19 protein-coding genes and 1 pseudogene are annotated in these 23,182 nt (G+C 67.2%); 17 read left to right on the forward strand and 3 right to left on the reverse strand.

Annotation, left to right across the window (positions count from 1 at the left end):
* Window positions 1-54 precede the first annotated feature (54 nt).
* Window positions 55-441 (reverse strand): annotated as a pseudogene (locus OVA06_RS18915) (helix-turn-helix domain-containing protein); the annotation flags it as partial.
* 254 nt (window positions 442-695) lie between these two features.
* On the opposite strand from OVA06_RS18915, the gene OVA06_RS18920 reads away from it, so the two are divergent.
* From OVA06_RS18920 to OVA06_RS18950, 7 genes are all read left to right on the forward strand, one after another.
* Window positions 696-1,766, forward strand: coding sequence for a LacI family DNA-binding transcriptional regulator (locus tag OVA06_RS18920; RefSeq protein ID WP_268160444.1), 1,071 nt, complete (start codon window positions 696-698; stop codon window positions 1,764-1,766).
* Between the two features lie 80 nt (window positions 1,767-1,846).
* On the forward strand, window positions 1,847-3,520 hold the full coding sequence (locus tag OVA06_RS18925) for an ABC transporter substrate-binding protein (RefSeq protein ID WP_056080552.1): 1,674 nt from the start codon (window positions 1,847-1,849) through the stop codon (window positions 3,518-3,520).
* Window positions 3,521-3,715: 195 nt separating this feature from the next.
* On the forward strand, window positions 3,716-4,693 hold the full coding sequence (locus OVA06_RS18930; protein WP_056080554.1) for an ABC transporter permease: 978 nt from the start codon (window positions 3,716-3,718) through the stop codon (window positions 4,691-4,693).
* Between the two features lie 24 nt (window positions 4,694-4,717).
* Complete coding sequence (locus OVA06_RS18935) at window positions 4,718-5,689, forward strand: ABC transporter permease (RefSeq protein ID WP_261618981.1); 972 nt, start codon at window positions 4,718-4,720, stop codon at window positions 5,687-5,689.
* Window positions 5,686-6,675 carry an ABC transporter ATP-binding protein gene (locus OVA06_RS18940; protein WP_056080559.1) on the forward strand — a complete coding sequence of 330 codons (990 nt, stop codon included), beginning with the start codon at window positions 5,686-5,688 and terminating at the stop codon, window positions 6,673-6,675. Before OVA06_RS18935 ends, OVA06_RS18940 begins: the two co-directional genes overlap by 4 nt.
* The gene (locus tag OVA06_RS18945) at window positions 6,672-7,808 is read left to right on the forward strand and encodes an ATP-binding cassette domain-containing protein (RefSeq protein WP_268160449.1); all 1,137 of its coding nucleotides are present in this window, start codon (window positions 6,672-6,674) and stop codon (window positions 7,806-7,808) included. Before OVA06_RS18940 ends, OVA06_RS18945 begins: the two co-directional genes overlap by 4 nt.
* Window positions 7,805-9,340, forward strand: coding sequence for a glycoside hydrolase family 32 protein (locus OVA06_RS18950; protein ID WP_268160451.1), 1,536 nt, complete (start codon window positions 7,805-7,807; stop codon window positions 9,338-9,340). The genes OVA06_RS18945 and OVA06_RS18950 overlap by 4 nt, the downstream gene beginning before the upstream one ends.
* A gap of 88 nt (window positions 9,341-9,428) precedes the next feature.
* On the opposite strand, the gene ptsP is transcribed toward OVA06_RS18950, so the two are convergent.
* Window positions 9,429-11,114 carry a phosphoenolpyruvate--protein phosphotransferase gene (ptsP, locus tag OVA06_RS18955; protein WP_268160453.1) on the reverse strand — a complete coding sequence of 562 codons (1,686 nt, stop codon included), beginning with the start codon at window positions 11,112-11,114 and terminating at the stop codon, window positions 9,429-9,431.
* Between the two features lie 170 nt (window positions 11,115-11,284).
* Between ptsP and OVA06_RS18960 the strand changes: the two genes are divergently transcribed.
* The 10 genes from OVA06_RS18960 to OVA06_RS19005 all read left to right on the forward strand — a co-directional run bounded on the left by OVA06_RS18960 (window position 11,285) and on the right by OVA06_RS19005 (window position 21,640).
* The gene (locus OVA06_RS18960; protein ID WP_268160455.1) at window positions 11,285-12,013 is read left to right on the forward strand and encodes a TetR/AcrR family transcriptional regulator; all 729 of its coding nucleotides are present in this window, start codon (window positions 11,285-11,287) and stop codon (window positions 12,011-12,013) included.
* 97 nt (window positions 12,014-12,110) lie between these two features.
* Window positions 12,111-14,177, forward strand: a complete 2,067-nt coding sequence (locus OVA06_RS18965; RefSeq protein ID WP_268160457.1) for a PTS mannitol transporter subunit IICBA — start codon at window positions 12,111-12,113, stop codon at window positions 14,175-14,177.
* Window positions 14,177-15,340 carry a mannitol-1-phosphate 5-dehydrogenase gene (locus OVA06_RS18970; RefSeq protein ID WP_268160459.1) on the forward strand — a complete coding sequence of 388 codons (1,164 nt, stop codon included), beginning with the start codon at window positions 14,177-14,179 and terminating at the stop codon, window positions 15,338-15,340. The genes OVA06_RS18965 and OVA06_RS18970 overlap by 1 nt, the downstream gene beginning before the upstream one ends.
* A 221-nt stretch (window positions 15,341-15,561) precedes the next feature.
* Entirely contained in the window at window positions 15,562-16,506 is a 945-nt protein-coding gene (locus OVA06_RS18975) for a siderophore ABC transporter substrate-binding protein (protein WP_268160461.1), read from the forward strand.
* A 19-nt stretch (window positions 16,507-16,525) separates the two neighbouring features.
* Window positions 16,526-17,533, forward strand: a complete 1,008-nt coding sequence (locus tag OVA06_RS18980) for an ABC transporter permease (RefSeq protein ID WP_268160463.1) — start codon at window positions 16,526-16,528, stop codon at window positions 17,531-17,533.
* On the forward strand, window positions 17,526-18,563 hold the full coding sequence (locus tag OVA06_RS18985; RefSeq protein WP_268160465.1) for an iron chelate uptake ABC transporter family permease subunit: 1,038 nt from the start codon (window positions 17,526-17,528) through the stop codon (window positions 18,561-18,563). Before OVA06_RS18980 ends, OVA06_RS18985 begins: the two co-directional genes overlap by 8 nt.
* On the forward strand, window positions 18,560-19,321 hold the full coding sequence (locus OVA06_RS18990; protein ID WP_268160467.1) for an iron ABC transporter ATP-binding protein: 762 nt from the start codon (window positions 18,560-18,562) through the stop codon (window positions 19,319-19,321). Before OVA06_RS18985 ends, OVA06_RS18990 begins: the two co-directional genes overlap by 4 nt.
* Window positions 19,322-19,412: 91 nt before the next feature.
* Window positions 19,413-19,904, forward strand: coding sequence for a GNAT family N-acetyltransferase (locus tag OVA06_RS18995; RefSeq protein WP_082497424.1), 492 nt, complete (start codon window positions 19,413-19,415; stop codon window positions 19,902-19,904).
* A gap of 30 nt (window positions 19,905-19,934) precedes the next feature.
* Window positions 19,935-20,387, forward strand: coding sequence for a MarR family winged helix-turn-helix transcriptional regulator (locus tag OVA06_RS19000; protein WP_268160469.1), 453 nt, complete (start codon window positions 19,935-19,937; stop codon window positions 20,385-20,387).
* 29 nt (window positions 20,388-20,416) lie between these two features.
* On the forward strand, window positions 20,417-21,640 hold the full coding sequence (locus OVA06_RS19005) for an MFS transporter (RefSeq protein ID WP_056080583.1): 1,224 nt from the start codon (window positions 20,417-20,419) through the stop codon (window positions 21,638-21,640).
* Between the two features lie 6 nt (window positions 21,641-21,646).
* Here OVA06_RS19005 and OVA06_RS19010 read toward each other — a convergent pair whose 3' ends face one another.
* Entirely contained in the window at window positions 21,647-23,182 is a 1,536-nt protein-coding gene (locus tag OVA06_RS19010; protein WP_268160471.1) for a DUF6297 family protein, read from the reverse strand.

Consider the following 23,182-nt stretch of genomic DNA (forward strand, 5'->3'; position numbering starts at 1 on the left):
CGTAGCCGGGCCGTCCGAAGCAGGGCTGTCCGTCACCGCGCCATTCAGGCCGCCGTCCGCCGCGGCCTCGTGTTCCTTCCGCCGCTGCGTTTCGAGCCAGGCCAGGATGGCGCTCTGCCGGATCCGCCGGTGCGTGCCCCGGTATTCCACGGGGATTTCGCCGCGGTCCGTCATGTTGCGCAGGTACGTATGGGAAATGCCGGCCAGTTCGGCGGCCCTGGAGGTGGTCAGCATTTCCTCGACGCTGCTCACGGTCACCGCCTCGCCACGGCTGAGCCGTGCGAGGAGGTCCACGACGGCGTCCCTCGCCTGGGCGGGCAGCCGGTGGACAGTGCCGTCCACAAATACGGTGATGTCGTCGCTGTCCCGGAGGGCGCGCGCGAGCCCGCCGGCGTCATCGGTGGGCAGTCCGGCAGTCACGCGGGGGGCTATCAGTGCCATACAGGAAGCCTAACCCTCCGTTTCGACGGTTCCCTGCGGCCACGATGTCCGCGCAGGCCTCGTGGGCGGGGAACCGTCGAACCGGGAACTGTGGAACAACCAAAAAGAAGCCGTTGACACGGAGTTAGTAACGCGCGTAACCTCAATCACACGATCCAAGTAACGCGCGTTACCCAAAAGGTGGCCGCGGTATAGGAAACACCTCACCACGCAGAAGCTGGCATGGCCCAGTCAACGAAGACCCGGAGCATTCAATGGCGAAAAGCACCACACCCCACCAGGCCGCCTCCGTGCGGCAGCGGGGCGTCACCATGAATGACGTCGCCAAGCACGCCGGCGTTTCCCGGACCGCAGTTTCGTTCGTACTGAGCAACCGCGAAAACGCCAGCATCTCCGAGGAAACCCGCACCCGGATCAACGAGGCCGTCCAGGAGCTGGGCTACCGGCCCAACGCCGGCGCCCGCGCACTGGCATCCCAACGCACTGGCTGGTATGGCATTGTCACCGAGATTGTCACGGCCCCGTTCGCCGTCGACATTATCAAAGGCGCCCAGGACCAGGCCTGGCTTGACCGCCGGTTCCTGCTCATCGCGCCCTCCGACCAGGCCGATGCCGTAGGGCCCAACCAGGGCCTGGAAGATGCTGCAACTGAAAAGCTGTTGGAACAACGCGTGGAAGGACTTCTGTACGCGGCCACCTTCCACCGGGGCGTCCACGTTCCGGAGAGTGCCAATGAAGTGCCCACGGTGTTGATCAACTGCTTCGACGCTGACGGAAAGTTGCCCTCGATCGTCCCTGACGAGCGTGCGGGCGGCCGGGTCGCCGTCGAACGATTGCTCCAAGCCGGCCACACCCGGATTGGGGTCATCAACCTTGACCCGGTTATTCCTGCTGCAGTGGGGCGGTTGGAAGGTGCACGCGAAGCACTGGCCATCGCCGGACTGGACCTGGATCCGGAACTGGTGGTGTCCGGATACGCGACGGCCGACGGCGGCTACGAGGCCGCCGGCCGGATCCTGGACAGGTACGAGGGGGGGCGCAGGCCAACGGCACTGTTCTGCCTCAATGACCGCATGGCGATGGGCGCCTATGACGCCATCAAGGAACGGGGCCTGACCATCCCCGGAGACATCGCCGTGATCGGCTTCGACAACCAGGAACTGATTGCGGCCTACCTGCGGCCCAAGCTGACCACCGTTGCGTTGCCGTTCGAAAAAATGGGCGCCCTGGGAGTCCAGACGCTCGCCGCTCTTACAGCAGGACAGCCGATCATTGCCGACCAGCAACTGGTCGACTGTCCGCTGCTAGAACGCTCCTCGGTCTGACCGCGAAATCAAGTTCCGAAGAGCAAAACCCCTAACCCACCCTTCACCTCGCTGATGAAGACAGGAAAGAGATAACCATCATGACACAACCCCGATTCTTCAGGGCTGCCCGGATCACGGCCGCTGGCCTGGCCGTGGGAGCGATGCTGCTGACCGGCTGCGCGGCCAACGTCAACAAGACTTCCGGCACCGACGCCGCGGCAAACGCGAGCGCGTTCCTCACCATCCCGCGGGAGGACATGGGCACGTTCGTGCAGAACTTCAACCCGTTCGCCCCCACTGTGAACCCCATGGTCCAGCAGGCCATTTACGAGTCACTCCTGATCTTCAACCCGGCCAACGGGGACACGGTGCCGTGGCTCGCCACCGAGTGGAAGGCTGCCGACGACGGCAAGTCCGTCACCTTCACGCTGCGCGACGGTGTGAAGTGGTCCGACGGGCAGCCGCTGGTTGCCGAGGACGTGGCCTACACCTTCGAGCTGCAGAAGAAGATCAAGGGCGGCTTTGAATACCTCGACGGCGTCACCGCTGAGGGAAACAAGGTCACCTTCAATTTCAACAAGCCATGGTCCCCGGCACTGTACGACGTCGGCCAGCTCACCATCCTGCCCAAGCACATCTGGTCCACGCTCGCCGATCCCGAAAAGGAAGCAAACGCCAAGCCCGTCGGAACCGGGCCCTACACCGAGGTGGACAGCTTCCAGGCCCAGTCCTTCGTACTGAAGAAGAACCCCAACTACTGGCAGCCGGAAAAGCAGAAGATCGCCGGCATCAAGATGCTCGCTTTTGCAGGGAACGACGGCGCCAACCTCGCCGCTGCGAACGGCGACGTCGACTGGGCGCCGCAGTACATCCCCAACATCGAAAAGACATTCGTCTCCAAGGACAAGGAACACCGCCAGTACTGGTTCCCGGCAACCGGCGCCATGATCAACTGGCAGCTCAACACCACCAAGGCCCCCTTCAACGACGTTGACGTCCGCAAGGCACTGAGCATGGCCCTTGACCGCGACCAGGTCACCAAGATCGGCATGAGCGGCTACGCCAAGCCCGCCGACTGCACCGGCCTTTCCGGGAACTACGAGAAGTGGAAGAACTCCAAGGTCAAGGACAACTGCACCTGGACCAAGCTGGATGTGCAGAAGGCCAACGAGCTGCTGGACAAGGCCGGCTACGCCAAGGGTGCTGATGGCAAGCGCACGCTCAAGGACGGCAAGCCGTTCGAGTTCAAGATCTCCGTGGGTGCCTCATCTTCCGACTGGCTCTCCGTAGCCAACGTAATTTCGCAGAACCTCGCCGAGGTGGGCGTCACCGCCAAGGTCGACTCCCCGGACTGGGCTGCCGTGGTTGCAGGTTACGAGACGGGCGACTTCGATTCCGGCATCGTGTGGAGCGCCAACGACCCCAGCCCGTACAAGTACTTCAACACCTCCATGGGCACGTCAACCGTGAAGCCGGTGGGAACCAAGACGTTCGACAACTACCACCGCTTCGGTGACACCACGGCTGATGCCCTGTTGGCGGAATTCGCAGCCGAGGCCGACGAGTCCAAGCAGAAGGACATCGCCAACAAGCTTCAGGAAGAGTACAACGACGCCGCACCGCTGGTGCCGCTGTTCTCCGGTCCGGAATGGGGCGCCTTCAATGACACCCGCTTCACCGGCTGGCCCACGGAGGGCAACCCGTACGCAACCCTCTCGGTACGGTCACCCACCACAGTCCTGGTGCTGACCACGCTGGAACCGCGCAAGTAGTCCCCACCGCCGCCCTAACCTCGCTGCGCTTCGGCCAGGGAACCTCCCCTTACCTCCCCAAGCTCGCAAGCTCGCTCGGGGCCCCTCGGTAAGGGGCCCCGCGGCGGCGTGGGCCCATCACGCACCACGGCTGGCCGCCGGATCATCCGGCGGCCAGCCCCCAAACTTTCCGTAATTCCCGAATGGAGGGAAACCGTGCGCTTTATCCTGCGCCGCCTGGGTTTCTACCTGATCGCCTTCTGGGCATCCATCACCCTGAATTTCCTGCTCCCGCGCTTCATGCCCGGCGACCCCGTCTCCCGCATGTTTGCCCGCTCCCAGGACAGAATGCAGCCCGAACAGATTGAGGCCCTGCGCAAGCTTCTTGGCGTGGACGACCGGCCCATTTGGGAGCAATACGTCGACTACATGCACAACATCTTCACGGGCCAGATGGGCGTCTCCATCTCCCGTTTCCCCACACCGGTCACAGAGGTTATCTCCGCCCAGATCGGTTGGACCCTCCTGCTGGGCGGAACCGCGCTGGTGATTGCCGCCGTCGTGGGTAACCTGCTGGGCATCCTGGCCGCTTGGCGGCGGGGCGGTGCGATCGACTCGGCACTGCCGCCGGTGCTGGTGTTCATCGGCTCGTTCCCATACTTCTGGCTCGCGATGGGTGCGTTGTACCTGTTCGGCGTGGTGCTGGGCTGGTTCCCCATCCGCCACGCGTTCACGGACGGTCTGGAACCCGGGTTTACCTGGGAGTTCATCGGCGACGTCGGTGCCCACCTGGTGCTCCCTGCGCTGACCATCGTGCTGGTTTCCATTGGCGGCTGGATGCTGGGCATGCGCAACACCATGATCGCCACCAATTCCGAGGACTACATCACCATGGCCGAGGCCAAGGGCCTGCGCCCCGGCCGGATCATGCTCCGCTACGCGGCCCGGAACGCCATGCTGCCGTCCGTGACCAGCTTCGGCATGGGACTGGGCTTCGTGGTGGGAGGGGCGCTGCTCACCGAAGTGGTGTTCGCCTACCCCGGCGTGGGCTACCAGCTCCTCAACGCCGTCCAGGGCCTGGACTACCCCCTCATGCAGGGCCTGTTCCTGACCATCACCGCCGCCGTGCTGCTGGCGAACTTCCTGGTGGACATCCTCTACGTCCGCCTAGACCCGCGCGTGCGCAGCAACTGACCGGCCGCAGAAAAGGACCCCACCATGGCAACCGCAATCCTCCAGCAATCCGGCACCACGCCCGGTAAAACCCCCGCCGCAAAACCCAAAACCAAACCCAACCGCAGCTTCGTCCACGGGCTCGCCACCAACAAGAAGGCCCTGGTGGGCATGGCCGTGATGGCAGTCTTCATCGGGGTGGCCCTGCTGGCCCCGGTGCTGTTTCCCGGCGACCCCTCCCGGATCACCGCGATGGCGTCCCTGGAACCGGATGCAGACCACTGGCTGGGCACCACGGCGAAGGGGCAGGACGTGCTGGCACTGACCGTGCACGGCGCCCGGAGTTCGCTGCTGGTGGGCCTCACCGTGGGCTTCGCCTCCACGTTCATCGGCATCCTGGTGGGCCTGGCCTCGGCCTACTTCGGCCGGTTCATTGATGAGGCACTGTCCCTGGTGACCAACGTGTTCCTGCTACTGCCCGGATTGCCGCTGCTCGTCATCCTGGCTGCTTTCCTCCCGCCGGGCCTGGGAACGGTGATCCTGGTGCTCATCATCACCGGCTGGGCAGGGTCAGCACGCGTCCTGCGCAGCCAGGCCCTGTCCATCCGCTCCAAGGACTTCGTGGCCGCGGCGGTGGTGTCCGGCGAACGGGCGGGCCGGATCATGTTCCGGGAAATCCTGCCCAACATGGCCTCGATCGTGATGGGCACGCTGCTGGCCTGCGTGATCTACGGAATCGGCGCCCAGGCGGGCCTTGAGTTCCTGGGACTGGGCGATGTCAGCACCGTCTCGTGGGGCAACAACCTGTTCTGGGCCGGCAACGAGGGCGCGCTGCTCACCGGAAGCTGGTGGGTCTTCGTGCCGTCGGGCGTGTGCATCGCCCTGGTGGCCTTCGCGCTGGCCCTCATCAACTACGCCGTGGACGAGGTCACCAACCCCCGCCTGCGGAAAATCAAAACCCCCCGGCCCGCCACGGCCGAAACCCCGGCACCCATCGAAAGGAGCGCCGCCAAGTGACTGTCTCCCAAACCTCCTTCGGGTCCCACGAACCTGTCCTGGACGTGCAGGACCTCACCGTGAAGTACATCGGCGACTCCCGCTCCACCACCGCCGTCGACCGCGTTTCCTTCAGCATCGGCACCGGCGAGGTCTTCGGCCTGGCAGGGGAATCGGGCTGCGGCAAGTCGACCATCGCCAACTCGATCATGCGGCTGCTCAAGGACCCCGCGAAGATCGCCGCTGGCAGCATCTCCTTCGGCGGCCGGGATGTCCTGGCCATGAGCCCGGAAGAACTGCGGCGCTTCCGCTGGCAGGACGTGGCCATGGTGTTCCAGTCGGCCATGAACTCGCTCAACCCGGTGCTGACCATCGGCGAGCAGATCGTGGACATCTTCACCACCCACGCCGGGCTGTCCCGCAAGGAATCGCTGCGGCGGGCGGGGGAACTGCTGGAGCTGGTCAGGATCGACCCCGCACGGCTGAAGTCCTACCCGCACCAGCTCTCCGGCGGGATGCGGCAACGCGCCGTCATCGCGATGGCCGTGGCACTCAAGCCCTCCCTCCTGATCCTGGACGAGCCCACCACCGCCCTGGACGTGGTGGTGCAGCAGGAGATCATGGCCCAGATCAAGGAACTCCAGCGTGAACTTGGCTTCTCCGTCCTGTTCATCACGCACGACATGTCCCTCATGGTGGAACTGTCCCACCGGATGGCTGTGATGTACGGCGGGCGCATCGTGGAGACCGCCAGGGCCCACGACGTCTACGCCGATCCCCGCCACCCCTATACGCAGGCGCTGATGGGCGCGTTTCCGCCCCTCACCGGCCCGCGGGTTCCGCTTTCGGGATTGCCCGACGGCGTGAAGTTCCGGAACATCCCGGACCTCGCCGAGGTGGCACCCGGCCACCTCGTGGCGCCGTTCGGTGCCGGCGACTTGTCCATCGCGCACGGAACGCAGGCCACTGATGACGAAGATGCAGCCCTGGAAGGAGCCATCCGATGAGCCATTCAATGCTTTCCACCCCCACCGGTTCAAGCCCGGCCCGGACGGACACCCCCGCCCTGGAGGTCCGCGGCCTCGGTAAGTCGTTCCCCATCGGCGGGCTGTTCTCGCGGGACTCGGTGCGGGCCCTCCACGGCGTGGACCTGGCCATCGGCCGCGGCGAAATCGTTGCGCTGGTGGGCGAATCAGGTTCCGGCAAGAGCACCCTGGCCCGCTGTGTTGCCCGGCTCGAGCGGCCCAGCGAAGGCAGCATCCTGCTGGACGGCACCGACGTCCTCAAACGGGACCGCTTCCAGGCCTCGCGGGCGTTCCGCTCCCAGCTGCAGATGGTGTTCCAGGACCCCTTCGGGTCGCTGAACCCGGCACACCGGATCGGGCATTTCCTGCGGCGTTCCCTGGCGATCCACGGGAAGGGCGGCCGTTCGGAAACGGAAACCCAGGCCCGCCTCGAACAGCTCATGGACACCGTGGGGCTGCAGGCGGACATGCTGGACTCCTACCCGCATGAACTCTCCGGCGGCCAGCGCCAGCGCGTCGCCATCGCCCGGGCGCTCGCCGTGGAACCGCAGGTGATCCTCGCGGACGAACCAACCTCGATGCTGGACGTCTCCGTCCGGATCGGCGTGCTCAACCTGATGCGCAGGCTCCGGGACGAGCAGGGCATCTCGATGCTCTACATCACCCACGACCTCGCTTCGGCCCGCTACCTCGCGGACCGCACGGCCGTGATGTTCGCCGGCGAGCTCGTGGAGGAGGGTGAGTCCCTGGACCTGCTGGCCAATCCGGCCCACCCCTACACACAGCTCCTGGTCTCCGCCGTTCCGGATCCGGCCCGTGCCGGTTCCTACGATCCCGTCCGGCGGGCCGAATTGCGGCAGGCCGTCATGGCCTCGACAAGCTGCGCGTTCGACGGCGACCCGGACCAGCCCTGCTCCGGCGACCAGCCCGTCCGGCACCAGGTGGGCGATCCCGGCAACCGGCACTGGGTCCGCTGCCACCTCTACCGCCCCCGTGCCGGCGCTGGCGGCCACGCCCTCGCTGCAGACCCGGCAGCCGACCCATCCGCAGACGCCGGCACCTCCGCAGACGCCGGCCCGCCGGCGTCGGCCCATCCCCGGAAGGCTTCAGCATGACTGAACTGACCCACCCGCTCGCCACCGTCCCGCGCGGCGAGCTGGTTGCCCGCGCCGAAGCCGATCCGCTGCGGCCCCGCTTCCATTTCGTCTCTCCCGCCGGATGGCTCAACGATCCCAACGGCGTGGGCCAGTGGAACGGCATCTACCACCTCTTCTACCAGTACAACCCTGAGGGCGCCTTCCACCACCGCATCCAGTGGGGCCACGCCACCAGCACGGACCTCGTCACCTGGACGGACCGGCCGGTAGCCCTGGAGCCCTCGGCAGGTCCGGATGCGGACGGATGCTGGTCCGGCGTGCTGGTCAACGACGCCGGTACGCCCACCCTGGTCTACTCGGGCAGGCTCGGGGAGCGCGAACTTCCCTGCGTCGCGGTGGGCTCACCGGACCTGTCCACCTGGACCAAAGCCCCGGAGAACCCCGTCATCGCAGCCCCGCCGGCCAGCGTCGACATCACCGCCTACCGTGACCACTGCGTGTGGCGCGAAGGCAACAGGTGGCGGCAGCTGGTGGGCTCGGGTGTCCGCGGCCGCGGCGGAACGGCGTTCCTGTACGAGTCAGCGGACCTGCGGTCCTGGGATTACGTGGGGCCGCTCTTCATCGGCGATGCCTCACAGGGTGACCCCGCCGGCACGGACTGGACCGGCACCATGTGGGAATGCGTGGACCTGTTCCGCGCCGGCACCGGGACCCTGGGTACCGAACCCGCGGACGGTTCACCCGACGTGCTGGTCTTCTCCGCCTGGAACGACGGCGACACACGCCACCCGCTGTACTGGACGGGCCGGTACTCCGGGGACTCCTTCGAACCGGCGGAGCTGCACCGCCTGGACTACGGCGGCAGGTACTTCTACGCGCCGCAATCCTTCCTCGACGACGCCGGCCGGCGCATCATGTTCGGCTGGCTGCAAGAGGGCCGCACGGACGCCGCGATGGTGGAAGCCGGCTGGTCCGGCGTGATGAGCCTGCCGCGGGTCACCACCCTGGCCGAGGACGGGACGCTGCGGTTCGCGCCGGTCCCCGAACTCGAACAGCTTCGCGGCAACCACACCAGCCTGCCGGAACAGGAGCTGGCGGCGCCGCTGGATACCGGAGTCCGGGGCAGTCAGCTGGACCTCGAACTGGACATCCACCTGGCACCGGGTGCCGTGCTGCGGCTGGGCGTGCTGGGATCGGGCGACGGCGCGGAGGACACCGTCATCGAAGTGGGCCGTCCCGCGCACAGCACCGGTGACACCGAGGGAACCCTCCGCCTCGACCGCACCCGCAGTTCCCTGGACTCCTCCGTGGACCTGGAGGACAGGTCCGGGCCCATCCCGATGACCGGCGGGCACGTCCGCCTGCGCGTCCTGGTGGACCGGTCCGCCGTCGAGGTCTTCGCCAATGGCAAGCCGCTCACCGCCCGCGCCTACCCCACCCGCGGCGGCGGCCACGTCACCCTCTCCACGGCGGGAGCCGTGCACCTGAACGCCTTCGACGCCTGGACCATGGCGGACATCCGGGGAGGTGGCCGCACCCTCTTCCCGTAGCCCTTACGGTGGGCGGCAGGGCCGCGTACCAGGACGTGCTGGTGGCGGCCCTGCCGTAGGGCAGGTTTTCCGGTGCTGGCGGGACTGGCTAGAGGCCCAGTTCCGCCAGGACGGGGAGCTTCTCCCGCACCCGGTCGCGGGCCTCGGAGGCGCTCGGGGCGGAGAGCGCCAGCTTGGCCAGTTCCTGGGCTTCCTGGAGGGTCACGGTCTTCAGGACGGCGGCGACGGCGGCGAGGGAGCGGGCGGTCATGGACAGTGTGTTGACGCCCAGGCCGGTCAGGACGACGGCGAGGGCGGGGTCCGCCGCCGCCTCGCCGCAGACGCCCACGGGCTTGCTGTTGCCTTCCGCCCGGGAACCCTCCACCGTCAGGCCCACCAGGCGCAGGACGGCCGGCTGCCAGGGCGTATTCAGGTTCGCCAGGGGACCGAGTTGGCGGTCCGCTGCCATGGCGTACTGGGTGAGGTCATTGGTGCCCAGGCTGGCAAAGCCCACCTCGCGGAGGATGGCCTCGGCGGTCAGGGCGGCGGAGGGGACCTCCACCATCACGCCGGGGGTCTGCAGGCCGGCGTCAGCGCACATCGAGGCAAAGCGCGCAGCTTCCTCGGCCGTGGAAATCATCGGGGCCATCACCCACACGTCCGCCTCCGACGCGTTGGCCGCCAGGGCGATGGCTTCCAGTTGCCGGTCCAGCACGCCCGGAGTGGTGAAGTCGGTGCGGTAGCCGCGCACGCCGAGGGCGGGGTTGGGCTCGGTGGAGTCGGTCAGGAACGGCAGCGGCTTGTCGGCGCCGGCGTCCAGGGTGCGCAGCACCACCTTCTTGCCGGGGAACGCATCGAAGACGCTCTTGTACGCGGCGGCCTGTTCCTCCACGGAGGGCTCGGTGTCGCGTTCCAGGAAGCAGAACTCGGTGCGGAACAGCCCCACGCCCTGGGCGCCCAGCTTCGCCGCAGCCACGGCGTCCTTGCCGCCGCCCACGTTGGCGAGCAACGGGACCTGGTGGCCGTCCGCCGTCGCGCCCGTGCCGGTGAACTCTGCCAGCAGCGACGCCGTTGCGGCCCAGCCTTCCGCGGCCTCGCGCAGGGAAGCGTCCGGTTCGGACGTGACGGAGCCGGCGGCGCCGTCCACGTAGACCTCGGTTCCGTCAGCGATGTGGTCCACCCCGACGGCGGCCACGACGGCGGGAAGGCCTAGCGAGCGGGCGATGATGGCCGTGTGCGACTGCGGGCCGCCGCCGGACGTCACCAGGGCGAGGACCTTGTTCGGGTCCAGGGTGGCGGTATCGGCCGGGGCGAGGTCGTCTGCCACCAGGACGAAGGGGTTCTCGGACGCGGGGATGCCGGGCGCGGCCACGCCCCGGAGCTCGGCCACGATGCGGGCCCGCACGTCCAGGACGTCGGTGGCGCGCTCAGCCATGTAGCCGCCCAGGTTGTGGAGCATCTCCGACACGGAGGATCCAGATTCCCAGATGGCCCGCTCGGCGGACGTACCCCGGGCCACCAGCTTGGCGGCGCCCTTGATCAGCATGGTGTCCTTGGCCATCAGTGCCGTGGCCTCCAGGACGGCCTTGCCGTCGCCGCTCGCGTGCGCGGCGCGCGCCTTCAGTTCGTCATGCACGGCCTGGGAGGCCGCCTTCAGTGCTGCAGTGGCTTCCTCGGCGGTGGTGTCCGGTGCCAGCTGCTCACCGGCGGGAGGTTCGCTGATCGGTTTGGGCATCTGCCGCACGGTGCCGATGACGCGGCCTGGACTGACGCCTACTCCTGGGAAGTTCTGCACTGAAGGTCCTCATTCTCTGCCGGTAACCAGGCCCGCCAAACAATCCCGGCGCCATGCCGGAACACCTCCGCCCCGCCACAACGCGTCACGTCAGGAGATGGAAACGAGCCTGAAAAAATTGTATGTGATTCAGTTCATATAGCAACGCTATAGGTGTTAGGGTAGCGGTTATGAGTTTGGATGGCCAGCTTCCCCCCAAAATGCGGCTGCTCCGTGCAGCGGCGGAGCTGCTGGCAAAATCCGCGGGAGCGCCGGTCTCCACCCGCCAGATCACGCAGCTGGCAGGGGTATCTGCACCCACCCTGTACCACCACTTCGGCGACAAGGAAGGCCTTTTCGACGCCGTGGTGGCTGCAGGATTCGAAGAATATGTCGCAGGCGAAAGGGATTTCGCCCCCTCCGGGCAGCCTCTCGAGGACATCCGGAGAATGTGGGACAACCACGTGCAGTTCGGGCTTAACCAGCCGGAGCTCTACCTGGTGATGTTCGGCAACATCCGCCCGGAAAACCGCCCCGCCATCGTTGCCGATGCCGAGGCGCTGATGGAGGAGATGCTGAACAAGGCCGCAGCGGCGGGCCAGCTCAACGTCCAGCCCAGGGAGGCGGCCAGGTCCATCCTGGCGGCCAACGTTGGCGTGACGCTGATGCTGATCGCGGAACCCGCTCCGGATCGGAACCTCGAACTGTCCACCATGACCCGGGATGCCATGATTTTCGCGGTGTCCGCCGAGCCCGCCAGTGGCTCGGCCCCGGGCAGCGCCGGAAAGTCCTCGGTGGTGGTGGCAGCGATTGCCCTGAACGCCGCACTTCAGGCCTCGCACTCAGACCAGCTCTCGAGCTCGGAGCTCAAGCTCTTCCTCGAGTGGCTGCACCGGATCTCCGCCACCCCCGCCGGTTAGCCCGGCATAACCTGCGCCACCCGGTTCCACCAGCAGTACGTCGTCGGCAGTATCGGACCATCCTGCGGAGCAGCAGGACGAACGGTTAGGAAATCACATGGCAACAGAAACAGTTGCAAAGCCCCGTACCAGCGCTCGGGTACACGTCCAGAAATTCGGGACGTTCCTGTCCGGAATGATCATGCCCAACATCGGCGCCTTCATCGCCTGGGGCATCATCACAGCCCTCTTCATCGAAAAGGGCTGGCTGCCGGTTCCCCAGCTTGGCGGCTTCGGTGAAACCGACGGGAAGCCGAACATCGGCCTCGTAGGGCCCATGATCACCTACCTGCTGCCGCTGCTGATCGGTTACACCGGCGGCAAGATGGTCTACGACGTCCGCGGCGGCGTGGTGGGCGCCATCGGCACCATGGGCGTGATTGTGGGCGCCGGCATCCCGATGTTCATTGGCGCCATGATCATGGGCCCGCTGGGCGGCTGGACCATGAAGAAGATCGATTCGCTCTGGGACGGAAAAATCCGCCCGGGCTTCGAAATGCTGGTCAACAACTTCTCCGCGGGTATTTGGGGTGCCCTCCTTGCCATGCTGGGCTTCTACGCGGTCGCTCCGGTGGTTTCAGGGTTCAGCGCCGGTGCCGGCAACGTGGTGCAGTTCCTGGTCAACAACGGCCTGCTGCCGCTCACCAGCATCTTCATTGAGCCCGCCAAAGTCCTCTTCCTGAACAACGCCATCAACCACGGTGTGCTGACCCCGCTGGGCGTCCAGCAGTCGCTGGAGCAGGGCAAGTCCATCCTCTTCCTGCTCGAGGCCAACCCCGGCCCGGGCCTGGGCATCCTGCTGGCTTACATGTTCTTCGGCAAGGGCGCGGCCAAGGCCTCCGCCCCGGGCGCAGCGATCATCCACTTCCTCGGCGGCATCCACGAGATCTACTTCCCGTACGTCCTGATGCGCCCGCTGCTCATCCTGGCCGCCATCGCCGGCGGCATGACAGGCATCGCCACCCTGGCGGTCACCGGTGCCGGCCTCGTGGCACCGGCAGCCCCGGGTTCCATCTTCGCCGTACTCGCACAGACCTCCCGTGACAGCTACCTCGGGGTGATCCTCGCGGTGCTTCTTGCCACGGCCGCGTCCTTCCTGGTGGCCTCGGTGATCATGAAGACCACCAAGCACAGCGACGAAGGCGACCTCAACGCCGCAACCTCCCGCATGGAAGAAATGAAGGGCAAGAAGAGCTCCGTCTCCTCCCACCTGACCGGTGCGGGTGCCGGTGTGGGAACCGCCGTGATGGCTGGTCCCATCAAGAACATTGTGTTCGCCTGCGACGCCGGAATGGGCTCCAGCGCCATGGGCGCATCAGTGCTCCGCAACAAGATCAAGGCCGCCGGCTTCCCGGATGTCAAGGTCACCAACTCGGCAATCGCCAACCTCAGCGACACGTACGACGTTGTGGTCACGCACCAGGACCTCACCGAACGTGCCAAGCCGTCCACGTCCAGCGCCGCTCACTTCTCGGTGGACAACTTCATGAACAGCCCACGCTACGACGAGATCGTTGACCTGGTCAGGGAGAGCAACACCGACGGCGGAACGTCCGACGCCGGCGCCACGGCCGAACCGGATGCCGGAACCTCCGGCGGTGCTGCTGCAGCGGGCGCTGCAGGAGTTGGCGCCGGGGCTGCTGCAGCCGCGGGCCGGGGTGCGCACGCCGCAGACGCCCCGGCCGCGGGACAGGCGGAGATCCTGGCCCGTGAAAGCGTCATCCTGACCGGAACGGCCACCACCCGCGACGCCGCCATCGACGAAGCCGGCAGGCTCCTGCTGGCCCGCGGCGCGGTGGACCAGGGCTACATCGACGCCATGCACGAGCGCGAGGAATCCGTGTCCACCTACATGGGCAGCTTCCTGGCCATCCCGCACGGCACCAACGCCGCCAAGGACCACATCCGGAAGTCGGCAGTCTCGGTGATCCGCTACCCGCAGGGCATCGACTGGAACGGCAAGGAGGTCAAGTTCGTGGTGGGCATCGCCGGCGTGAACAACGAACACCTGCACATCCTGTCCTCCATCGCCAAGGTCTTCACCAACAAGGAGCAGGTGGCCCGCCTTGAGGCGGCCAGCTCCGTTGATGAAGTCCTGGAGCTCTTCGGAAAGGTCAACGCATAGTGAAGGCTGTACATTTTGGTGCCGGTAACATCGGCCGCGGCTTCGTGGGGCTGCTCCTGCACAATGCCGGCTACGAGGTGGTGTTCGCCGACGTCGCCGACGCGCTGATCGCCCAGCTGGCGGCCGCGGACAGCTACGCCGTCCATGAGGTGGGGGAGAACCCCGCCGTGCAGACCGTGGACAACTTCCGCGCCCTGAATTCGAACACCCAGGAAGCGGAACTCATCACGGAGATCGCGACGGCGGACATCGTCACCACCGCGGTGGGGCCGCACATCCTGAAGTTCGTGGCGCCGGTGATCGCGCGGGGCATTGCCGCACGCGGGGCCGGGATGGCGCCGCTGCAGGTCATGGCCTGCGAGAACGCCATCAACGCCACGGACGTCCTGGCCCGGGAGGTGGCCTCCCGCCCGGAGGCCGCCGGCGGGGCGCTGGACGGCCAGGCGGTGTTCGCGAACACCGCCGTGGACCGGATCGTGCCCAACCAGGAAGCCGGGCAGGGCCTGGACGTCACTGTGGAATCCTTCTATGAGTGGGTCATCGACCGGACTGCCTTCGCCGGTTCGGAGCCGGAGATCCCCGGCGCCACCTTTGTGGACGAGCTTGCGCCCTACATAGAGCGCAAGCTGTTCACGGTGAACACCGGCCACGCTTCGGCCGCCTATTTCGGGTTCGAGGCCGGATTGGAGAAGATCTCCGACGCCATGGCGGACCAGGACGTGGCGGAAGACGTGCGGGCAGTGCTGGAGGAAACCAAGCAGCTCCTGGTGGCGAAGCACGGCTTCAGCAACGCGGCGCAGGAAGCCTACGTGCAGAAGATCCTGGTCCGGTTCACCAACCCGCACCTGCCGGACACCGTGAACCGGGTGGGCCGCGCCCCGTTGCGCAAGCTCAGCCGGCACGAGCGGTTCATCGGCCCTGCGGCCGAGCTGGCCGAACGCGGCGTGGTGCCCGAGGCTCTGCTGGGAGCCATCTCAGCGGCGCTGCGGTTCACTGATCCTGCCGACGCCGAGGCCGCCGAACTGGCCGGCATCCTCGCGTCGGGCAGTGCGGCGGACGCCACCGCCAGGATCACCGGCCTGGAGCCGGAGCACCCGCTCTTCAACGCGGTGTCCACCCTCGTGGAGGAACGGCAGGCAGAGGTGGCCGCCGCCTCCGCCTGATGTCCGCAGCGGCAGCACGCTGCCTGCCGCACCATCCGACGAATGACTGCAGCGACGTAATGCACAATGACGACGCCGGCACTGAACCCCAGTGCCGGCGTCGTTCTTCTGTGATCTCGCACACAAACGGACCGAAAGTGTATTGGTTAGCCTGTCCTTACTTATAGGCTCGGCTCTATTAGGCAACGAAGTTGTGACGTTATTACCGAGTGGAGAACATCGTGAAGAAGAGCCTGTCGGGCTATCTGGGGGCAATGGCAGCGGGGGCGGCTCTCCTGACCGCGACCGCGTGCGGCGGCAACGCCACGGCAACCCCCGCAGCGGAAACCTCCACCATCACCGTCGAGCACGCCCAGGGGAGCACGGCCAACGTTCCCGTCAACCCGGAAAAGGTCTTCACGTTCGACCTCGGCGTCCTGGACACGATGGATGCCCTGGGAGTAGAACCTGCCGGTGTGCCGGAGGCCGCCTACCCGGACGCGCTGAAGAAATACTCCGACGCCAAGTACGCAAAGATCGGCTCCCTGAAGGAACCCGACTTCGAAGCCGTCAGTGCCGGCGACCCGGACCTCATCATCATCTCCGGCCGCACCGCCGGAGCCTATGAAGAGCTGAGCAAGATCGCCCCCACGATTGATCTCTCCATTGATGCCGCCAAGCCCATGGACAGCTTTAAAGAGCAGGCCGGAAAGCTGGGGACCATCTTCAACAAGTCAGCCGAGGTTGAGGAGAAGCTCGCCGCCGTGGATACCACCGTGGCCGGCACCAAAGCCAAGGCCGCAACAGCCGGCAAGGGCCTGATCGTCCTCACTTCCGGCGGCGAAGTCACCGCCTACGGCGCGGGGTCCCGCTTCGGCATCATCCACGACGTTTTGGGCGTCCCCACTGCGGCGGACGTGAAGTCCGAGGGATCCCATGGCGAGGCCATCTCCTTCGAGTACATCAAGCAGGCCAACCCGGACCTCCTCTACGTGATCAACCGCGATACCGCCATCGGAACGGAAGGCAGCGCAAACGCCATCCTGGACAACGAGCTCGTCCAGTCCACCAATGCCGCCAAGAACGGCAAGATCATCAACCTTGACCCCGCAGGCTGGTACATCGTGGGATACGGCCTGAACAACGTCAAAGCCATGGTGGACGCCGTGGCCGGCTCCGTCGCCTAAACCACCACCGGGCTACAGCATGACCATCACCGCCGCGCGCCCCCATGCGCCGGCAACCCGCAGCCAGGCCCGCCACTACGCGGGCCTGGCTGCCGCCGCAGTTGCCGTCCTGGTCCTCGCCGCCGGAAGCATGTTCGTGGGCGTCAGCGACGTCTCACTCCCGGCGCTGCTCGCGGGTGACGCGGACACCATCGACATCTTCTGGATCTCCCGGGTGCCACGCACCCTGGCGGTGCTGCTGGCAGGCATGGCTGTGGCCGTGGCCGGGCTGATCATGCAGCTCATGGCCCGGAACCGCTTCGTGGAACCCTCCACCGTGGGTACGGTCGAGTCCGCCACACTGGGCATCCTGGTGGTCACGGTCCTCGCCCCGGGCGCGCCCATATTGGCCCAGATGCTGGTGGCCAGCGTTTTCGCGATGCTGGGGACCGCCCTGTTCCTGGCCATCCTGCGGCGGCTGCCCGCCAGGAACACCCTGCTCATCCCGCTGGTGGGCATCATGCTGGGCGGCATCATCGCCGCCGTCACCACCTTCTTCGCCTACCGGTACGACCTGCTGCAGACGCTCAGCAACTGGATGATCGGCGACTTCTCGGGCGTCCTCCGCGGCCGCTATGAGCTTCTCTGGATCGTCGCCGCACTCATGCTGGTGGGCGTGCTCGCTGCGGACCGTTTCACCGTGGCAGGGATGGGGCAGGACTTCACCACCAACCTGGGCCTGAACTACGCCCGCACCATGCGGCTGGGGTTGCTGATCGTCTCGCTGATCTCCGCCGTCGTGGTCACCACCGTGGGCGCCGTACCCTTCCTGGGCCTGGTAGTGCCCAACATCGTCTCCCTCATCTTCGGTGACAACCTCCGCCGGGCCGTCCCTTGGACCGCCCTGTTCGGGGCCGCGTTCGTGCTGGTCTGCGACATCATCGGCCGGACCATCCGGTACCCCTACGAGGTCCCCGTGGGGATGGTGATGTCCGTGCTGGGCGCCATCCTCTTCCTCGCCCTGATCCTGAGGAAACGCAATGCCTAAGGCGCCAGCCCTGACCTCCCCGGCTCCCGTGGATGCCGCCGCCGCCCCGTCCCGCGGCCCGGCCCGGCGCCGGCTCCGCAATGCCCCGCCCCACGTCGTGCTGGGTGTCCTGCTCGCGGCGGCGGCCGCCGCGGTCCTCTTCTTCCTGTTCTTCGAACTCAAGGGCAACGTGGGCTACATCCTGCCGCGCCGCGCCATCAAGGTCTCCGCCATGCTGCTGGTGGCCGTAGCCGTGGGCGTATCCACGCTGCTGTTCCAGACCGTGACGGCCAACCGCATCCTGACGCCGTCCATCATGGGCTTCGACTCGCTGTACATCCTGGTGCAGACCGTCATGGCCTTCCCCCTCGGTGCCGCGGCCGTGGTGACCGCCCCGCCCACGCTGCAGTTCGGCGTGGAGGTGGTGCTGATGGTGACCTTCAGCGCACTGCTGTACCGCTGGATGTTCACCGGCGCCACCCGCTCGCTGCATCTGCTCCTGTTGGTGGGAGTGATCCTCGGCAGCCTGTTCCGTGGATTCTCCTCACTGCTGCAGCGGCTGATGGAACCCAGCGAGTTCATCATCCTGCAGGACCTGTTCTTCGCGTCCTTCAACAACGTTGACCCCGCCCTGCTGGGCGTCGCCGCGGTGATCGTCGCCGCCGTTTGCGCGGCCGTGTGGCGGGCCCGGCACACCCTTGACGTCCTGGCGCTGGGCCGGGACGTGGCCATCAACGTGGGTGTGGACCACCGCAAGGTGGTGATGCGCGTGCTGCTGGCGTGCTCGCTGCTGGTGGCCGTCTCCACCGCCCTGGTGGGGCCGGTGACCTTCTTCGGACTCCTGGTGGTGAGCCTGGGCTACCAGCTGTGCCGCGGGTTCAGCCACGCCTGGCTGCTGCCCATCGTGGTACTGATCGGCGCCATTGCCCTGGTGGGCGGCCAGCTGGTTTTGGAGAAGGTTTTCGGCTTCGGCACGGCGCTCAGCGTGGTCATCGAGTTCACCGGCGGCATCCTCTTCCTCTACCTCCTGCTGAAAGGCTCGCTCAAATGACCATCGCGGTCCGCAACGTCTCCAAAAGCTACGGCGGCCAGACGGTCCTCGACGACGTCAGCTGCGAGCTCCCGCAGGGCGGCATCACCTCGATCATCGGACCCAACGGCGCCGGCAAATCCACCCTGCTCTCACTGATCAGCCGGTTGCAGCCCCTGGGCTCAGGCGAGGTGTCCGTGGGCGGCCTGGACATCGCGTCCACGGACAGCCGCCAGCTGGCCCGGACCATGGCCATCCTCCGCCAGGAGAACCACCTCACCATGCGGCTCACCGTCCGCGACCTGGTGGCCTTCGGCCGGTTCCCCCACTCCGGCGGCCGGCCCACCGTTGAGGACCTCGCCAAGGTGGAAGAGGCCATCGCGCACCTGGACCTGACGCCCATGGCGGACAAGTTCGTGGACGAGCTCTCCGGCGGGCAGCGGCAGCGCGCGTTCATTGCCATGGTGCTGGCCCAGGACACGCAGTACCTGCTCCTGGACGAGCCGCTGAACAACCTGGACATGAAGCACTCGGTGGAGATGATGCGGCTCCTGCGGCGTCTTGCCGACGAATTCGGCAAGACGATTGTGATCGTGGTCCACGACATCAACTTCGCCTCCTGCTACTCGGACACCATCCTGGCCATGAAGGACGGCAGGCTGATCCACCAGGGCAGCCCGCGGCAGATCATGCAGCAGGCCATGCTCCACGACGTCTACGACATCGACATCCGCATCGAGGAAATCGGCGCGCACCGGATCGGCGTCTACTTCACCTGACGCGCGCTCACTTGTGGTGGGTATTCCTGCAACGCGCGCTCGCCCGTGTAAGGCTGGGCAGGTGACTGAAACCGCTGGTGCCCCGGAACCTTTGCTGACCGCCGACGTCGAGCGCGGGACTTTCCGCCTCCGCCACGCCACGCGGGCGGACCTGCCCGCCGTCGTGCAGCTCCTCGCCGATGACGCCCTGGGCGCGGGCCGCGAGGCGGGCCAGGACATGGCGCCCTACGAACGCGCCTTTGACGCGATCGACGGCGACCCCCGCCACATGCTCCTTGTGGGCGAGCTGGTGCCGCCCGGGGAAGCCGCGGGTCCGGTGGTTGCCACGTTCCAGCTGAGCTTCCTCCCCGGCATCTCGCGGCACGGGGCATGGCGCTCGCAGATCGAGGGCGTGCGGGTGGCCGACGCCCTCAGGGGCCAGGGCATCGGCAACCTGATGATCCAGTGGGCCATCGGCGAGTCCAGGCGCCAGGGCTGTTCGCTGGTGCAGCTGACCACCCACAAGACGCGGACGGCCGCCCAGCGCTTCTACCAGCGGCTCGGATTTGAAGGCTCGCACGAGGGCATGAAGCTCACGCTCTGACAGCACATCCTTGACTGTTAGGTACCCTAAATGTTAGGGTACCTAATGATGAATGACACCAAGCTCCAGGAACTCGCCGCAGGCTTCCGCGAAGCCCTGCGCCACAGCGTCTACCTGGTCCGCCGCCTCGACGCGGACGGAGACCTCAGCGCCGCCCAGCTCAGCACCCTGAAGATGCTGCTGGACGACGGCGTCCGGGTAGGTGAGATCGCCCGCAACCTCGGCGTCAGGGTACCCAGCGCCACCGAGCAGATCATCAAGCTCGAACGCGCCGGGCTGGCCCGCCGCGAACCCGACCCCGCCGACTCCCGCGCCGTCCGCGTCATCCTGACCGCCGAAGGCCGCGCCGCCGTCGAGTCCGCAAACCAGCGGCGCAACGCCGTCATGGCCGAACTCCTCGGCGAACTCACCGAGCAGGACCGGGAAGCACTGGCGGCGGCGCTGCCCGTCATCGACAAAATCAACGCGTCCCTCCAGAACTGACGCACCGCACCCCCTTAGGAGCACACCCCATGAACCGCCAAGCAGACACCCTGCCGGCACCCGGGAACACCCTGCAGGCCGAAAAGGCCTCCTTCCTCAAACAGCCAAAAGCCGTGTGGGCCACCGCCCTGGCCGCGGTCTTCGCGTTCATGGGCATCGGCCTGGTGGACCCCATCCTCCCCGCGATCGCCACCAACCTGGACGCCAGCCCCAGCGAGGTCTCGCTGCTGTTCACCAGCTACTTCCTGGTCACCGCCCTGGCGATGCTGATCACCGGCTTCGTCTCGTCCCGCATCGGCGGCAAGAAAACCCTGCTGATCGGGCTGGCCATCATCGTGGTGTTCTCTTCGCTCTCCGGCCTGTCCGGCAGCGTGGATGAGCTGGTGGGCTTCCGCGCCGGCTGGGGCCTGGGCAACGCCCTCTTCGTCGCCACCGCCCTCGCGGTCATCGTGGGTGTGGCAAGCGGCGGCGCCGGCATTGCCATCATCCTCTACGAGGCCGCACTGGGCCTTGGCATCTCCCTCGGCCCGCTCCTGGGCGCCCTGCTGGGCGGCTGGCAGTGGCGCGCCCCGTTCTTTGGCACGGCCGTCCTGATGGCCGCCGCATTCATCGCCTTGCTGGCCCTGCTTCCCAAGACGCCGCTGCCCGAGCGCAAGGTGCGCCTCCGCGATCCGCTACTGGCCCTGGGCCACAAGGGATTGCGCACGACGGCGGCCAGCGGCTTGTTCTACAACTACGGCTTCTTCACCATCCTGGCTTTCACCCCCTTCATCCTGGGCATGGACGCGTATGGAATCGGCGCCGTCTTCTTCGGCTGGGGCGTGGCGGTGGCCGTGTTCTCCGTCTTCGTCGCGCCGGTCCTGCAGCGCCGCTTCGGTGCCGTCAAGGTGCTGACCGGCACCCTGTTCGTCCTGTTGCTGGACCTGGCCGGCCTGGGACTGGCGGCCGGGCACTCGGTGCCTGCCGTCGTCGTACTGGTCATTGTGGCGGGCGCCCTGCTGGGCATCAACAACACCGTCTACACCGAACTGGCCATGGGCGTCTCCGATTCCCCTCGGCCGGTGGCCTCCTCCGGCTACAACTTCGTCCGCTGGATGGGCGGCGCGCTGGCGCCATTCCTGGCCGCGCAACTGGGTGAGCACTTCGGCCCCCAGGTGCCCTTCTACGCCGGTGCCGTGGCCATGGGAATTGCCATCCTGGTGGCGTTCAGCGGCCGCAAGTACCTTACGGCGCACGAACCGCACCTGGTCTAGGAGTCGCTACTGCCTCCCGGAGGCAGACTTGGTGCCGGACAGCAGGACCACCAGCACCGCAGCCAGGCTCACCGCGGCCTGCACCATGACAAGCACCGGAAGGGCCTGCCCCACGAAGAGGGCGATCCCCACCGGCAGCAGAGACAGGACGGTGACGTCGAGTCCCCGCAGCAGCGAGGACAACTGGGCCCGGGGAACCGGGCCCATTGGCGTATCCACCGGCGGCAGCGTCCAGTCCGCGGGCGGCCGGGTAGCTCCGCGGAGGCAGCCGGCGCCCATGCCGATGCCGGCCAGCGCACCCATGGCGGGCAACAGCGGTCCGCCCGCCCCCAGCAGGGCCAGGGCGCCCGAGAGCAGTGTCATCCAAGCGGCCAGCGCCAGCGCGGGCATCAACAGCCGGCTCGCCCGGACGGCGGCGCGGGGGAGCGGCAGCAGGGCGTCCAGCTCGGGCAACAACGCTGTCCGCCGGGCCACGGTGCCCATCCCGCTGGCCACTCCACAGCCGGCCACCAGCAGGAAGACCAGCTGCAGCCAGGCGGGGAGCCCGGCGTCGGACACCACCACGGCCAGGCATGCCGCCAGCCACAGCAACGGCACTGCCAGGAGGGGCTGCAGGCGAAGGAACGCCGTAACGTCCGCCCTGACGAGGCCGGCAAACGGGCCCCGCGTCCTGCGGGCATAGAAACGCCGGGCCCGGGAACCGGCTGCGGGACGCGGTGTCCCCGCCATCGAGCGGAGCAGCTCGTTGGTGTCCAGGAAGAACACCGCCGACGCCGCGTGCCCTGACACGTTGCCGCCACGGACCAGTTCCATGCCGGTGACCTGGCCCGCGCGGCGCAAAAGGGGAACAAGGACCACGACGCCGGCCAGCACCGCGGCAGCCAATGGCCACCCGGCGTCGGCCATCCCCGGCAGCAGCGCAAGCGGGGCGAGGGCCAGCAGTGCGGCGGCCCGGCCACGGCGCGGAGCCACCAGCCCGAGCTGGAGTACACCTGCAATGCCCACTACCGCCACGCTTGCGGCCCCGAACGTTGCCGCGGCCAGCGCGTGGTCCGCGGCGTCCGCCGCCAGGTCCGTGACGATGCTGAACGGGACATAGCCGAGGGTGGCGCCGAGGCCCACGGAAAGCAGGCGGCGCCGGAAGGTGGGCAACACCATGGGGCGGCGGTCAAGGGGCAGCGGCAGCCACCACGCACCCTGCGCGCCCGTGACGGCGATGGGACCCAGCCGCCGTGCCACTGCCAGGATGGCCGCCAATCCGCCGTAGGTCAGCAGGGTCCACAGGAGCGGGGCCGGAAGCACCAGCGGGCTCCCCGCCACCAGGCTTGCCGCCATGGCGTTGTCCCTGGTCATTTCATCGCGCAGCCCGCCCACGAAGGAAACGGCAATGGCAGCGGCGCAGCCCAGGGCCACCAGGGAGGTATAAATATCCGCGAAGGCATCTCCCACGGACGTCTGGGTGCGGTTGTACGCCCGGGAGTGCCGCCTGGTGAAAGTCACCAATTCGCCGGCAAGGGCGGTGCCGGCTTGGGCGCCTGTCAC

It is taken from the genome of Pseudarthrobacter sp. SL88 (assembly GCF_026672455.1).
In the GTDB taxonomy this organism is placed as follows: domain Bacteria; phylum Actinomycetota; class Actinomycetes; order Actinomycetales; family Micrococcaceae; genus Arthrobacter.

Coding starts and splice junctions, on each gene's coding strand:
- OVA06_RS18920 (WP_268160444.1), top strand. CDS start 696: ATGGCGAAAAGCACCACACCCCACCAGGCCGCCTCCGTGCGGCAGCGG.
- OVA06_RS18925 (WP_056080552.1), top strand. CDS start 1,847: ATGACACAACCCCGATTCTTCAGGGCTGCCCGGATCACGGCCGCTGGC.
- OVA06_RS18935 (WP_261618981.1), top strand. CDS start 4,718: ATGGCAACCGCAATCCTCCAGCAATCCGGCACCACGCCCGGTAAAACC.
- OVA06_RS18945 (WP_268160449.1), top strand. CDS start 6,672: ATGAGCCATTCAATGCTTTCCACCCCCACCGGTTCAAGCCCGGCCCGG.
- OVA06_RS18950 (WP_268160451.1), top strand. CDS start 7,805: ATGACTGAACTGACCCACCCGCTCGCCACCGTCCCGCGCGGCGAGCTG.
- OVA06_RS18960 (WP_268160455.1), top strand. CDS start 11,285: ATGAGTTTGGATGGCCAGCTTCCCCCCAAAATGCGGCTGCTCCGTGCA.
- OVA06_RS18965 (WP_268160457.1), top strand. CDS start 12,111: ATGGCAACAGAAACAGTTGCAAAGCCCCGTACCAGCGCTCGGGTACAC.
- OVA06_RS18980 (WP_268160463.1), top strand. CDS start 16,526: ATGACCATCACCGCCGCGCGCCCCCATGCGCCGGCAACCCGCAGCCAG.
- OVA06_RS18985 (WP_268160465.1), top strand. CDS start 17,526: ATGCCTAAGGCGCCAGCCCTGACCTCCCCGGCTCCCGTGGATGCCGCC.
- OVA06_RS18990 (WP_268160467.1), top strand. CDS start 18,560: ATGACCATCGCGGTCCGCAACGTCTCCAAAAGCTACGGCGGCCAGACG.
- OVA06_RS19000 (WP_268160469.1), top strand. CDS start 19,935: ATGTTAGGGTACCTAATGATGAATGACACCAAGCTCCAGGAACTCGCC.
- OVA06_RS19005 (WP_056080583.1), top strand. CDS start 20,417: ATGAACCGCCAAGCAGACACCCTGCCGGCACCCGGGAACACCCTGCAG.